The sequence below is a fragment of the Stenotrophomonas hibiscicola ATCC 19867 genome, assembly GCF_000382065.1.
Lineage (GTDB): Bacteria > Pseudomonadota > Gammaproteobacteria > Xanthomonadales > Xanthomonadaceae > Stenotrophomonas > Stenotrophomonas hibiscicola.
In genome coordinates, this window is the sequence record NZ_KB907499.1 from 428446 (window position 1) to 442608 (window position 14163).

12 protein-coding genes are annotated in these 14163 nt (G+C 68.0%); 3 read left to right on the plus strand and 9 right to left on the minus strand.

What is annotated here, in order from left to right; all coding sequences use genetic code 11:
- Positions 1-141: 141 nt before the first annotated feature.
- Positions 142-663, plus strand: a complete 522-nt coding sequence (locus G370_RS0106830) for a YrhA family protein (protein WP_229301545.1) — start codon at positions 142-144, stop codon at positions 661-663.
- Between the two features lie 101 nt (positions 664-764).
- Here G370_RS0106830 and G370_RS0106835 read toward each other — a convergent pair whose 3' ends face one another.
- From G370_RS0106835 to G370_RS0106875, 9 genes are all read right to left on the minus strand, one after another.
- Positions 765-1523: a 2,3-dihydro-2,3-dihydroxybenzoate dehydrogenase gene (locus G370_RS0106835; protein WP_019659920.1), complete on the minus strand. Its 759-nt coding sequence runs from the start codon at positions 1521-1523 to the stop codon at positions 765-767.
- Positions 1514-5404: an enterobactin synthase subunit F gene (locus G370_RS0106840; protein ID WP_019659921.1), complete on the minus strand. Its 3891-nt coding sequence runs from the start codon at positions 5402-5404 to the stop codon at positions 1514-1516. Before G370_RS0106840 ends, G370_RS0106835 begins: the two co-directional genes overlap by 10 nt.
- Positions 5401-5658 carry a phosphopantetheine-binding protein gene (locus G370_RS0106845; RefSeq protein ID WP_019659922.1) on the minus strand — a complete coding sequence of 86 codons (258 nt, stop codon included), beginning with the start codon at positions 5656-5658 and terminating at the stop codon, positions 5401-5403. The genes G370_RS0106840 and G370_RS0106845 overlap by 4 nt, the downstream gene beginning before the upstream one ends.
- Positions 5658-6290, minus strand: a complete 633-nt coding sequence (locus tag G370_RS0106850) for an isochorismatase family protein (protein ID WP_019659923.1) — start codon at positions 6288-6290, stop codon at positions 5658-5660. The genes G370_RS0106845 and G370_RS0106850 overlap by 1 nt, the downstream gene beginning before the upstream one ends.
- Positions 6290-7942, minus strand: a complete 1653-nt coding sequence (locus G370_RS0106855) for a (2,3-dihydroxybenzoyl)adenylate synthase (RefSeq protein WP_019659924.1) — start codon at positions 7940-7942, stop codon at positions 6290-6292. The genes G370_RS0106850 and G370_RS0106855 overlap by 1 nt, the downstream gene beginning before the upstream one ends.
- The gene (locus G370_RS0106860) at positions 7939-9132 is read right to left on the minus strand and encodes an isochorismate synthase (RefSeq protein WP_019659925.1); all 1194 of its coding nucleotides are present in this window, start codon (positions 9130-9132) and stop codon (positions 7939-7941) included. The genes G370_RS0106855 and G370_RS0106860 overlap by 4 nt, the downstream gene beginning before the upstream one ends.
- Complete coding sequence (locus G370_RS0106865; protein WP_019659926.1) at positions 9129-10325, minus strand: MFS transporter; 1197 nt, start codon at positions 10323-10325, stop codon at positions 9129-9131. Before G370_RS0106865 ends, G370_RS0106860 begins: the two co-directional genes overlap by 4 nt.
- Before the next feature lie 154 nt (positions 10326-10479).
- Entirely contained in the window at positions 10480-10791 is a 312-nt protein-coding gene (locus G370_RS0106870; protein ID WP_010485221.1) for a DUF3817 domain-containing protein, read from the minus strand.
- Positions 10792-10936: 145 nt separating this feature from the next.
- Positions 10937-11872 (minus strand): TIGR03571 family LLM class oxidoreductase, encoded by a 936-nt coding sequence (locus G370_RS0106875; RefSeq protein WP_019659928.1) that lies wholly within the window; start codon positions 11870-11872, stop codon positions 10937-10939.
- Between the two features lie 66 nt (positions 11873-11938).
- Here G370_RS0106875 and G370_RS0106880 point away from each other — a divergent pair, with 66 nt between their 5' ends.
- Both G370_RS0106880 and G370_RS0106885 read left to right on the plus strand, forming a co-directional pair.
- Entirely contained in the window at positions 11939-12388 is a 450-nt protein-coding gene (locus tag G370_RS0106880; RefSeq protein ID WP_010485217.1) for a GNAT family N-acetyltransferase, read from the plus strand.
- Positions 12389-12507: 119 nt separating this feature from the next.
- Positions 12508-14028 carry a thioredoxin family protein gene (locus tag G370_RS0106885; RefSeq protein WP_019659929.1) on the plus strand — a complete coding sequence of 507 codons (1521 nt, stop codon included), beginning with the start codon at positions 12508-12510 and terminating at the stop codon, positions 14026-14028.
- The last annotated feature ends 135 nt before the right edge of the window (positions 14029-14163 follow it).

Below are 14163 nucleotides of genomic sequence, written 5' to 3' on the forward strand. Positions count from 1 at the left end.
CTGATCCACGCTGCTGGTTACGCCAACATTGCTTGGCGCTTATCGACTCCCAGCAGCGCTGCTGTCCAATCGCTACCGCGAGCCAACCACGTCAATGGTTGACCAACTTGAACAGCTTGGGGCGACTGCCATTGACGTCGAATGACGAATTCCACAGTGTCTGACTGCCCTCATTGCACACGAATTCAATCTCAACAAATGCAGCCTTCAGTAGAAGCCAGGCTTCTCAAGCTCCGCGCGAATCTCAACGAAGCCGAGATGTACCTTGGCCCTCCACTTGGACGTTCTGACGTCGACGCGCTCCAGAGCTTGGTGCTTTCTACGCTAGGTATCACCCTGCCGGAGTCCTATCTGGGCTTTCTTTCACGCCACGATGGCTTGGCAGCAGCAGGAGTCTTCCTCTACTCGAGCACTTCACGCTCATACCGCGATGGCGGGTCAGCGCTTGCTTTGGTGGAAATGAACCTTCTCGCTTGCGACCAGGGATCCATGGGCGGCTATGTAGAACTCGGAGAGAGCGATATGGATTGCTACGTCTTTGAATTCGCAACAGGGCGGTACCAGGTCCGTGACAAAGTAGCGTTCGATAATGTCTACGAAGAATTCACTTCATTAGATGGCCTACTCGGTCACATCATCGGTCTGATCGAACAGCATTGCTGAACAAACAGATTCAAGAATGCCCATGCCACGCCGGGTTGGCATTCACAGCTACACCGGCTGCCTTCTGAACCAGCCGAGTCATGGGTTCGGCTCTGAGGACCTCAGCCGCGCAGGGTGGCGCCACCGTCCACGTACAGGTCGCTCATCGCTACGTGCCCGGCCTGCTCGGAGAGCAGGAACATCACCGACTGCGCGATGTCTTCCGGCGTAGCGAGTTTGCGCAGTGGAATGCCGGCCTTGTAGGTCTCAAGGCTGCCGACGATCACCCGTTCGGCGCCGTGCTCGTCCTGCCACATGCCGGTCTGCATCGGGGTCAGCGTGGACCCCGGGGCGACGATGTTGCAGCGGATGCCCAACGGCGCCAGCTCCAGCCCGAGGCAGCGGGTGAACATCGTGGCGGCGGCCTTGGACGCGGCATACGCCGCCATGCCGTGCCGCGGCACGCCAGCCGCATTCGAGCTGACGGTAACGATTGCGCCCTGCCGGCGCGGTGACATCACCCGCGCCAGCGCACGACCGATATGGAACACGCCATCGGCATTGACCGCGAATACACGGCGCCAGTCGTCGTCGCCGGTCTCGGTGACACCGCCCACATGCAGTACGCCGGCCACGCTGGCGGCCAACATGACCGGCCCGATGCTGGACTCGACCTGGTCCACCAGGGCGTCCACGGCGGCACTGTCGGTCACGTCCAGCGCAAAGGGGTGCACACGCACATCTGCCGTAGCAGGCGCGTCGCGATCGGTCGCCACCACGGTGCAACCGGCCACGGCCAGAAACCGTACCAGTGCCTCGCCGATGCCGCCGGCAGCGCCGGTCACCAGTGCCACGCGACCTTCAAAGCCGGTCAACTGCATGTTGCGATCTCCTGTTGCTCGTCCCATTGGCGCAACCGCGCCGACAACCACGGCGCCAGCTGCGCCACCGCATCGCGGCCGGTCAGCTCGGCGTGCAGGAACGGCAGTTCCAGGGCTTGCACCTTGCGCGCGTGGGTCCGCCACAACGCCGACTGCAGCTGTGGTCGCGCCTGGTGATCCCGGCCCGCACGCACATGCACCAGCGTGCCCTCGAACGGTTGGTGGATGTGTTCGCGGATCAATCGATTGGTGCCGGTGACCGCGCGCACCACGCCATCGAGCACCACATCCGGCAAGCTGCCGAGTGCACTGCCACCACGCCGCAGGAACGCGAGAATGCGTTCACGGCTGTCCAGTTCCGGATGCGCATCCGGGTCATGACCGGCAATCGCCAGCAGTGCCCGCAATGCAGCGATGGCATCGGGTTCCGGGTCGGCCCGCCAGCACTCGCTGGGATAAGCGTCCAGCAGCACCAGCTCGCCAACCTCGCGCCCGATCTCATGCAGGCGCACTGCCATCGCCTGGGCGAGGATGCCACCCACCGACCAGCCCAGCAGATGCACCGGCCCCTTCGGCTGCAGTGCAACCACGCGCTGTACGTAATCGTTGGCCATCGCCTCGATGCTGCTCGGCAGCGGCAGCCGCGCGTCCAGGGCCGGCGACTGCAGGCCATACACCGGGCGTGCCGGCTGCAGTGCCCGGGCCAGGGTGCGGTAGTTCCAGGCGATGCCCCCGGCCGGGTGCAGCACGAACAGCGGCATGGGCCCGGCAGCGTCGGTTGCGGCCAGCGCGATCACCGGCCCCAGCGCGTGATCGGCCAGCGCGGGTGGCGCGGCAATACGAACCGTCAGCGCGGCCACGGTGGGCTGCGCGAACAAGGCGCCCAAACCCAGATCGCAGCGCCAGCGCTGCTCGATGGCCAGCAGCAGGTGCACCGCCGACAGCGAGTCACCGCCGAGACTGAAGAAGTCCGCATCCACCGCCACCGGCGCCTCACGCCCAAGCGCCTGGGCAAACAGCAACGCCAGCTCCTGTTCCAACGGCGTGCGCGGCGCCAATCCGGCGACCTCATGTTGTGATGGTTTCGGCAACGCGTTGCGGTCGAGCTTGCCGTTGGCGGTCACCGGCCAGTGGTCCACGCCGACAAACGCCGAGGGCACCATGTAGTCCGGCACACGCGTGGCGAGGTGGCTGCGCAGCATTACGGCATCGGCAAGCGCGGTCGGCACATAGGCCACCAGACGCGCTTCGCCGGGCGCATCCTGACGTAGCAGCACTTCCACCCGCTCCATGCCCGGCAGTTCGCGCAAAGCCGCCTCGATCTCGCCCAACTCGATGCGCAGGCCGCGCAGTTTCACCTGATGGTCGCTGCGGCCCAGGTACTCGACCGCACCATCGCGGCGCCAGCGCGCCACGTCGCCGGTGCGGTAGATGCGCTCGCCCGTCAGGAAGGGATCGGCAAGGAAGCGCTCGGTGGTCAGATCATCGCGACCGAGATAGCCACGCGCCAGCTGGACGCCACCCAGGTACAGGTCACCGGGCACGCCCACCGGCACCGGCTGCATCCGGGCGTCCAGCACGTACAGGCGGGTGTTCCAGACCGGGAACCCGATCGGCACCGGCCGCGAACGATCCTGCGCCGACGCCGGCCAGTAGCTGACATCCACCGCAGCTTCGGTCGGGCCATACAGGTTGTGCAGCTCGGCGTGCACACGCGCGTGGAAGCGGTCGCGGGACGAAGCATCCAGCGCCTCGCCACTGGTGAACACCCGTCGCAGCTGCAGCCCTTCGGAGGCCGGTGCAGCGAGGAAGGCATCCAACATCGATGGTACGAAATGCGCCGTGGTGATGCCATGCTCGCGGATCAGCCGCGCCAGTTCAGTGGGATCGCGATGCGCGTCCGGCCCGGCGACCACCAGCGTGGCCCCGCACAGCAGCGGCAGGAAGAACTCCCAGACCGAGACGTCGAAGGTGGCCGGGGTCTTCTGCAGCACGCGGTCATCGGCGCGGATGTCGTAGTGCTCGCGCATCCACAGCAGGCGGTTGACGATGGCACGGTGTTCGATGACCACGCCCTTGGGCTCGCCGGTCGAGCCGGAGGTATAAATCACGTAGGCCGCATCGTCAGGTGCCGGATCGGCCCACGGTGCGGCAAAACTCAGCGCAGTCCACTGCTCCGGCGCGAGCACCGGTACGCCGGCCACGCGCGCCGATACGTCCGCCGCAGCCAGTACGCACACCGGCTGTGCCGACGCGAAAATACGTGCCAGCCGCTCATCGGGATGGGCCAGGTCCAACGGCAGGTAGGCGGCTCCGGCACGCAGCACCGCCAGCAGCGCGATCACCAGCTCCAGCGAGCGCGGCAATGCCACCGCCACCACGCTGCCCGGGCCGACATCCATTGTCCGCAGCTGTGCCGCCAGCGCGAAGCTGCGCGCCTCCAGCGTTGCGTAGTCCAGCGTAGTGTCGCCGAACACCAGTGCCGGCGCGTGCGGGTCCCGATCCATGCCCTGCTGCAGCAGCTCGACCAGGGTCGTCTCCGGCAGGGCGTGCGCGGTGGCATTGAAGCCTTGCAGAACCTGCTGCGCCTCGTCGGTCGTCGCCAGAGGTGCGGCTGCGATATCGTCAGCCTGCAGTGCCGAGGACACGAAATGCAGCAGCCGCGCCGCGTGCGCCTCGACATCCTCGCGACTGTACAGCGCGGGATTGGCCTCGATCTCCAGATCCAGCAGCGCCTGGCCATCGCCACGGAAGCCCAGCGTCAGATCATCCACCGGCCCGGTGCACAGCACCTCCAGCGTGGCCTGCACGCCTGGCAGGGCCAGCGGCTTGTAGAACGGCTGCACATTCACCAGGGGGCCGTGCAGGCGCTGCTGCGCGCCCACCAGGCCCAGGTCCCGGCGCAGTTGCTCGCCTCGGTAACGGCCGTGCTTGCGCCCTTGGCTGAGCTGCCGGCCCAGGCTGCGGGTAAAGGTTTCGACGCTGCCCTCGCCGGCGGCCACGCGCAGCGGCAACACATTCATCACCATCGCCGGTACCCGTGCCGACGCGTTGCCGAGCCGGCCCATGTAGGGCACGCCCAGCACCACTTCATCGGCCGCGCTCATCCGCCGCAGGTACTCGGCCGACAACGCGGCCAGCACGTCTGGCCAGGGCTGCAACCAACGTACCGATGCCTGCAGCAACTGCTCACGGAATGCCGCATCGAGCGGCTGCACCCAGCGCAGCGCGTCGTCACTGGCCGCGAGCGTACCGGCCAGGCCCATGCCCGCCGGTGCACCCTGCATGTGCTCGCGCCACCATTGCCCGGCCTGCGTGCGGCGCGGGTCGGCACGATAAGCAGCATCGTCGGCCAGCACCCCCGCCAGCCCCGGCAGAGGCTCACCCGTACGACCGGCATACAACGCGCACACGCGATCAGTGAACAGCGCCATGCCGTAACCATCGGCCGCCAGGTGATGCACGCGCAGGTACCAGACCCAACGCTGCCCGCCCAGTTCAAGCAGCACCTGCTGGCTGATCCGGTCCCGGGTGGGATCGACCGGGCTCAGCCGGTCGGCGTGCATCAGGTTGCGTGCCGCAGCGGCGGGATCCGCCTCGGTAGAAACATCGCGCACCGAAAGCAACGGCACGTGTGCCGTGTCATGCCACTGCAGCGGCTGGCCATCGGCACCTTCGGCAAAGCGCAATGCGAAGGCCTCGGCCTCGCGCGCAGCCTGGTCTGCCGCTGCGACAAATGCGGCCACGTCCAGCGGGCCGTCGATCCATACCGCGTGCGCGGTATTGAATGACGGATTGTCCGGTGCCAGCCGCTGTGCGAACCACAGCCCGGCCTGGGCCTCGGTCAACGCCACCGGCGTGGCCAGCGCTGCGGCGTTCATGCGTTCTGCGCGGCCTGCAGTTGCTGCACCACACCCCACCACTGGCGCAGCGTGGTGTGCTCGGCCAACTGCGAGAACTCGAGCGGAAGGCCGGTGTTGCCCCAGGCCAGGACCAGGCCGAGCATGCGCATTGAATCCAGGTCCAGGTCGATCAGGTTGTCGTCGTCACCGATCTCGGCCGGCGTGCACTCCAGCACGCGCGCTACGTCGGCGCGCATCCGCTCCAGATCCAGCGCCTCACCCATGGCAGCCATCACAGCACCTTCAGCAGCTGATCGGTGGTCATCGGCACACCACAGGTGCGCGCGATCCAGTGCAGCGCCTGATCGTGGTCGGCGCGCGAGAAGTCCGCCACCGCATCGGCGGCGATGAAGGCCTCGATATCACGCTGGAAGGCCTCGACCACGGTCGCGGTGCAGCCGATATGGGCGTACACGCCCGTCACCAGCAGCTGGTCACGGCCGCGCACCCGCATCAGCGTTTCAAGGTTGCTGCGCTGGAACGCGCTGTAGCGGTGCTTCACCAGCACGTGCTCCCCTGGCTGCGGTGCCAGTGCTTCGATGATCGGTTCGTGATCGGCGCTGCGGCGCATGCCCGGCCCCCACAGGTCAGCCTGAAGGCCACGGTCACGGCGGTCCTGGTCGCCATGCTGAGCGGTGTAGAACACCGGAATGCCGTGCGCGCGGCAATGCGCCAGCAGGCGTGCGATGTTGTCCACGGCCGGCCGCAGCGGCGCGTTGCCAGCGTCGAATGCGGCCAGGAAGTAACGCTGCATGTCGTGCACCAGCAGCGCGACACGATCGCGCCGGGGGCGCCAGGGGCCACGCGCCTGCGGCAGTTCAGCGGCAGTCGGCAAGGGGTAATCGGTGATACGGGGCAGCGCCATCAGCGCGTTCCTCCTGTCTGTTGCAGATGACGCGCACGCAGCTGCGCGCGCAGTTCGCGGCGGCTGATCTTGCCGACCGCGGTGGTATCGAAGCTGTCGACGAACACGATCTGGTCGGGCACCTTGAATGCGGCCAGGCCGCGCCCGCGCATCCAGGACTTCAGAGCCGGTGCCTTGAACGGCTCGCCCTGCGGAATCACGAAGGCGCAGCTGCGCTCGCCCAGGTACTCGTCGGGAATGGAGACCACGGCCGCATCGAACACTCCCGGATGTGCCAGCAAGTGATCCTCGATCTCTTCGGCAGAGATCTTCTCGCCCGCCCGGTTGATGTGGTCACCCGCACGCCCCTGTACCACCAGGTAGCCCCCGGGCAGCTGCTGCACGCGGTCACCGGTACGGTAGAAACCGTCGTCGGTGAACGAGCGCGCATTGGCCACCGCATCGTTGTGGTAGCCACGGATGGTGTACGGGCCACGGGTGAGTAGATGCCCCACCTCGCCCTCGGCCACCGGCTGGTCATGGTCATCGACCACGCGCACTTCATCATCCGGACTGATCGGTCGCCCCTGGCAGGCCACGATCAGTTCTTCCGGATCATCCAGGCGGGTGTAGTTCACCAGCCCTTCGGCCATGCCGAATACCTGCTGCAAGGTACAGCCGAGGCCGTCGATCACCCGCCGCGCGGCTTCCGGCACCAGCTTGGCGCCGCCCACCTGCAGTACCTGCAGGCTGGACAGGTCATGCCTGCTGGTGGCGGCGGCCTGCGCCCACAGCAACGCCAGAGGCGGCACCAGGCCACAGCAGGTCACCCGCTCCCGTGCGATCAGCGGGAAGGCCGCATCCGGTCCGGGGCCGGGGCTGAGCACCACGCGGGCACCGGCGTACAGCGCGCCGAAGAAGCCGGGCGAGCTCATCGGGAAGTTGTGCGCAGCCGGCAGCGCGACCAGGTAGACGCTGTCGCGGTCTATGCCGCAGAGGTCATTGCTGGCGCGGAACGAGTAGATGTAGTCGTCGTGGGTACGCGGAATCAGCTTGGACAGCCCGGTGCTGCCTCCGGAAATCTGCAGGAACGCTACCGATTGCGGGTCCGGATCGACCGGCAGCTGGCTGCGATCGCCCTGCAGCGCCTCCAGCGCGACGAACTCCGCCGCATCGCCGTCGATCACCACATGGCGAACCGCCGGGACCTCGGCCTGCAGCGCCCGCGCCAGCCCGCGGTGATCGAAGCCGTCGTGCAGTGCCGTGGTGATGTAGGCACTGGCTTCGGCCTTGCTGGCGAAGTGCACCAGCTCGGTGATGCGGTGCGCCGGCAACGCGTACACCGGCACCAGCCCGGCGCGGAACAGGCCGCAGACTGTGGTGACGAAGCCTGCGGTGTTGCCCAGTTGCACCAGCACCCGCTCGCCCGGCTGCAGGCCGAGGGCCAGCAGGCCGGCGCCGATGCGTCCGGCCTCATGCCACAGCTGTGCGTAGCTCAGGCGGACATCACCGGCGACTACCGCGATGTCGTCGGCATAGCGTTCCGCACGTTCGCGCAGGAACGCCGGGAAGGTCTCGCCACGCCAGTGACCGGCCTCGCGATAGCGCGCCACCAGCGCGTCGGGCCACACCTGCTGCAGTGGCAGGCGGGAGGATTCAACGGAAGCATTCATGCGGCAGGCTCGATGGCGGGCGCGGATTCATGGACACCCAGCGCGTTCAACAGGGCAGCGAACTTCGCTGCGGTTTCGGCCACCTCGGCCTCGGGGTGTGACTCGGCGACGATGCCGGCACCGGCATACAGGCGCAACTGCGTGCCCTGCAGGCGCGCGCAGCGGATCGCCACGTACCAGTCGCCGTCACCCTGCGCGTCCAACCAGCCCACGGCACCGGCGTAGAAGCCGCGCGGCACCGGCTCCAGCTCGCGGATGCGCTGCAGCGCCGCCAACCGTGGCGTACCGCAGACTGCCGGCGTGGGGTGCAGCTGCGCCAGCAGTTCGGCGGCAGACGTCTGCGGATCCTTCAGGGTGGCGTGGATGCGGGTGCCCAGGTGCCACATGCTGGCGGTGGCATGCAGCACCGGGCGCGGCTGCGCATCGATGTGGCTGCAGTACGGTGCCAGGCCTTCGACGATGGCTTCGACCACGTGGCGGTGCTCGTCGTGGTCCTTGGTCGAGGCCAGCAGCGCCTGCGCCGCATGCTCGTCCTCGGCGGCATCGGCACTGCGCCGCGCGGAACCGGCCAGCGGATGCGACAACAGTTCGGCGCCTCGCTTGCGCAGCAGCAGTTCCGGCGTCGCGCCCACCAGCCAGGCCGGCGCCTGGCCCAGCTCCACCGGAAGCGGCACCGCGTAGGTCGCCACCGACGGATCCGCGCCCAAACGTGCCAGCAGCACGTCCGGAGAAAGCACCTGGCGGGTGCGTGCCAGCAGGCTGCGCGCCAGCACCACCTTATGCAGGTTCTGCTCGGGCGCACGCAAGGCCTGCACTGCCGCAGCGACTGCAGCGGCATAGTCCTGCGGCACAGGTTCGGCACGCAGGGCGCCGTCCAGCGGCGGTGCGGCCTGCGGCTGCAGTGCCAGCACCGGCAGCAGGCGCTCGGGCTGGTAAAGCGCATCGTCCGCACGCGGCTCGAACGGCACCGCGCCAACCAGCAGGCCCGGGCCGCCACGCTGCTGGGCAAAGAACTCCGAAACGCGTTCTGCCAATGTCGCCAGTGCACCGGCCGGCAACGTGGCACGGCAACCGCGTGCGTGCACGTGCTGGCCAGCGTGCTGCAGCAGGAACAGCGACGCGTCGTCGCTGCTCTCCTGCGGCGCTGGCGCAGCCTCCGGCCACGCGCCCTGCATCAGGGAATCGTTCATGGGGTCTCCTTCATCCGATGCGCTGCAGCCAGCGCGCACAGCAACAGCAGCAGCGCGCCCACCAGCAGGTAAGGCAGGCTTGGCCCGCCGCGATACAACAGCGTGCCGAGCATCGGCCCGGCCACCATGCCCAGCCCTTGCGCGGCCGCCACGGTGCCTGCGGCGGCGCCCTGCTCGTGCGCCTCTACCGCATCGGCGGCCAGCGCCTGGAACGAGGGGAATACGAAGCCCATGCCGAACGCAGCCAGCGCATACGCCGCAGGCAATTGCCAGGCCTGCTGCACGCCCGCCACCGAAGTGAAGCCGATGCCGGAAATGAGAGCGCCGAGGACGATCCAGCGACGTGGATGCACCTCCAGCTTCATCACCAGCGCCTGCGCCAGGATCAGGCCGACGCCAACGGCGGTGAGTGCAATGCCGGCCATGCGCGCGCCGGTCGCCGCATCCAGACCCAGGCGATCAATTGCGAAGAAGCCGACCGTGACCTGCGCGATAGTCACCGAGACCATGGCGATGAACGCTGCCAGCTGCGGCAGGCACAGGCGCACGTCGAGGCGGCTCATCGGCGTTCGGCGCTTTGCGGACGCGCCCACCACGGGCGGTGTAGCCGGCAGGCGCCAGGCCAGCAATGCCAGTGCCAGCAACGGCAGCAGCGCGGCCACATACAGCGCCAGCGAGAGATTCGTATAGGCCAGCCAGCCAGCGGCGGCCGGGCCGAGCACCATGCCCAATGCATTTGCGCTGCCCAGCCGCGCGAGGAATTTTGCACGCTGTCCGGTGGGTGCCTTGTCGGCGATCAGGGCCGCAGCGGTAGGAGGCACAGCCGCGTAGAACAGGCCGATCAGGCCACGCGCACCGACCAGCACCAGCACTGACACCAGCACCGGCGGCACTGCCTGCAGGGCGACATCGATGAACACCGCCAGCGCGATATAGACGACGGTGTAGGCGCTCATCGCCAGCATCAGCACGCGTTTGCGGCCGATGCGGTCGCTGAGCTGGCCCCAGGGGCGCGCGGCCAGCATCCACAGCACGCCTGCAGCGGTGACCGACAGGCCGGCATGCCACTCGGACAGGCCGAGCATGCGGACCACCGGGCCGATCACAGCGACGAAGGACATCATCGCCATGGTGCCGATCAGGGCAGCCAACACCAGCGCCGGCAAGCCGGGAACGACGGGACGTGCGTGCATGAAACACCAGCCGTAACAGGAAAGGATTGGCCGGGCGCGTCTGCACGCCCCGCCCGGCACCCGCCCCACTCAGGACCGGATGCCACCCTTAAATGATAACGGCTCGTATTTGCATTTGATACCCATTCTCTTGAATGGGCATGCAACAGTGGGTTCAGCGCATTGCACGCAGGCCCAGCAGGCCACGGCGCTTGAACCACCACTCCAGCGGCAGCGTCACCAGCGGCGGGATGGCCGCCAGCAGGGCCAGGGCGCTGGCCCACCACGGCCAGCGCAGGCGCACCGCCGCAAACAGCGTGACCGCCACGTACACCAGGAAGGCCACGCCGTGCAGGGGCCCGAACAGCTTCACCAGCGCCACGTTGGTCATGGGGCCGTACTTCATCCACATGCCGATGAGCAGGCCGGCCCAGGTCACGGCCTCGATGAAAGCGACCGCGGCGAACAGACGTCCGGTCGGGTGCATGGGGGAACGTTGGGTCACGCGGGGCTCCGGCATCGGGGTATCAAATGCGAATGATACGCAGATGCACGCCTCGGCAGGTAGCGCCGGGCCATGCCCGGCGGGCGCACCGTCATCAGCAACACGGCGTGTCCACCAAGGTGGACACCTACCGAAGCACATCCGGCAGCACCTGCTCTCCAATTTCGCGCATCACCGCGTCCATCGGCCTCCCGTTGTCGACCAGGTTGAACATCACGTGCCCCACGCCCTGCGCATGCACGCGCAGCAGGTAGTCACGCAGGCCATCGCGGCCGACCTTCAGGCCCAGCGGCAGCGGCTCGGCTGGCGCCTGCGGATCTGCCTGCAGATCCAGCAGCATCGACTGCACGAATGGCTTGCCCGGCCCACCGCGCTGCACCAGCGCCTGCTGCCACAGGCCGATGCGCCCTTGCTGCGCGGCCTCTTCGCGGTGATAGGTGGCCCAGCCTTCGGCTTCGCGTGCGATCCACTGCAGGCTCTGCCGCGCAGTGCCCACCACCAGCATCGGAATGCGCGTGGCCGGGGCCGGCAGTACGTCGAAGCCACCGGTGGCTTGCACTACCGCGACCCTTTCTTCGGACTCCGGTGACAACGCCGCGCGCAGCAAGGTCCAGCGTTCGCGGAACGTCGCCGCCCTGCCCTGCAGATCCTCGCCGAATGCGGCGAACTCTTCCGGCCGATCGCCAGACCCGAGGCCCAGCACGAAGCGGCCATCGCTGATCCGGTCCAGGCTCAAGGCCGACTTCGCCACCTGCAGCGGATGGCGCAATGGCAGCACGATGGCCGCGCTGCCGACCACGATGCGCTCGGTCGCCGCAGCCAGCATGCCCAGCCACAGGAACGGGTCGTCCAACGCGCTCGTTGTCGCGTCCGGACCCTGCGGCACCATCAGCGGCACGTCGCGCGTCCACAACGCGGCAAAGCCCAGGTCATCGGCCAGTCGCGCGATACGTCGCGCCTCACGTGGATCGGCCAACCCATGCGACGCCACGGGCGTCATCAGGCCCAGGCTCAGACCCTGCTGCGGAAACAAGGCAGCGTACGCGGGATTGAAATCACTCATGCCGCCAGCTTAGCGTGAAGGCCTGCGGCAACAATGACGCGCCGCCCACCACCGGAAGAACACTGCATGCCGACGATCCGCCCCGCCCACGTCGATGACCTGCCCGCGATCAGCACGGTGTGCCTGGCTGCCTTCACTGCGGCGGTCGCACCTTCGCTCAGCGCGGCCGGCATCGCCACCTTCGGCAGCGTCGCCGCGGCCGAAGCGTTCGGCGCGCGCCTACACGGCGACAACCACATCCTGGTGGCCGAGCAGGACGGCCGCGTCGTCGGCGTGATCGAACTGAAGGAAGGCCGGCACCTGGCGATGCTGTTCGTCGATCCCGGATACCAGGGCCAGGGCATCGGCCATGCTTTGTTCGACGCGGTGCTCCCGCAGGTGCGCGAGCCGGTCCTGACCGTGCGCGCCTCACTCAATGCAGTGCCAACCTACCTGCGCTATGGCTTCGTGCTGGACGGCGACGTCGGCGAGTTCAATGGGCTGGTGTATCAGCAGATGGTGCGGGCAGCGGCCTGAAGGCATCCGCCGGCCAATACCCGGCGGGCGTCATGCCCTGCGGCACGCCCGTCATAAGCAAACTGAATCAGCAGGCTCCCCGGCCGTTCCTACAATGGCCTGCCACCCTGCCCTTCGAGATGCTGCCGATGCGCGTCGCGCTTTCTATGTTGCTGCTAGCTTCGGCGTTGAGCGCCTGCACCCCGGCCCCGGTTTCCATCGCCAACTCCGCCGAGGTGCCCGCGCCGGCCAAGGCAATCGCCTGGCGCCAGGGCGATGTCGATGATGCCTTCGCCGAGGCCGCCGACAGCGGCAAGCCGGTGCTGCTGTACTGGGGCGCCGTCTGGTGCCCACCGTGCAACCAGCTCAAGGCGGGCCTGTTCAAGGACCCGGCCTTCATCGCGCTGACCAGCAAATTCGTTCCCGTCTACCTGGATGGCGACGAGGAAGGTGCGCAAGCCTGGGGTGAGCGCTTCGGCGTACGCGGCTATCCGACCCTGATCGTGCTGGACCCAAAGCGCAACGAAATCACCCGCGTGGCCGGCGGCAATGATGCAACCGAACTGACCCGGGCACTGACCGTCGCCGCAGGCCGCCGCAGTGCTGTTGCCGCCACCTTGGCCACCGCGTTGGCAACGCCGGACCGACTGGCCGCAGAAGACTGGCAGGTGCTGGGCGACTACGGCTGGGAAGTGGACGCCAACCGCCTGGCCGGCGAGCGCAGCAGCGAGGATGTGCTGCGCCAGTTGTCCAAGGCCGCACCCGACGCTGCCCTGCAGCGCCGCTTCGCTCTGCTGGCCTCGGCAACGGCCGAAAAGCCCGATGCCTCGCCCACCGAAGTACGCGAGCTGCTGCAGGCCGTGCTGGCGCAGCCCGCCGAAGTCCGCCGCAACCGTGAGTTGCTGGGCTATGCAGGCGTGCAGCTGGTCAAGCAGGCCAGTGCCGGGCCGGCCACCAGCAACACGCTGGGACAGCAGCTGCTGGTGGCATTGGAGCGGGCAGACGCCGAGCGCGGCGACCGCGCCGACGACGCATTGTCGCGTGCGTTGACCGAAGTGTCGCTGGCCCGCCTGCAGCAGCCGAAGGGCGCATTGCCCGCGGCCCTGGTTGATCGGGTCAAGCAGCGCGTGGCTGCTGCCGACGCTGCCGCCACCGATGCGCATGCGCGCCAGGCCACGATCAGCAGCGCGGTCTACGCACTACGCCAGGTCGGCGACGACGCAGGCGCCGAGTCGCTGTTGCTGGCGGAACTGAAGCGCAGCGAACAGCCGTACTACTACATGCCCGAGCTGGCCGAACTGGCCGAGCAGCGCGGCGACACCGCCGGTGCGCTGGAGTGGTTGAAGCGTGCCTACGACGGTGCGCAGGGCCCGGCCACCCGCGTGCAGTGGGGCGTGCTGTACGTGGAAGGCCTGCTGAAGCTGGCACCGAACGATGCACCACGCATCGAGCAGGCGACCGCCTCGCTGATCGCCGAGCTGGAGGCACAGCCGTCGGGCTACCACCAGCGCACCCGCCAACGCTTCGAGCGCCTGGCCGGGCAGTTGAAGGCGTGGAGCGGCAAGCACCAGGGCGCGGAGACGCTGGCGCGGTTGCAGCAGCGGATGCAGCAGGCGTGCGGGGAGCAGGTGGATGGCGCCTGCAAGGATTGGTTGAGTTGAGTTGATGAAGGCGCTGGCGGCTGGTTCGCCTGCCGGCGCCTTTGTTGATACCGGTTGTGGCGGGGGGAGGGGCTGGCCGGGACACGCCGTAAACCCATCCTTGGGGGCTCGATGGCGCCATCCATGGCGCCAACG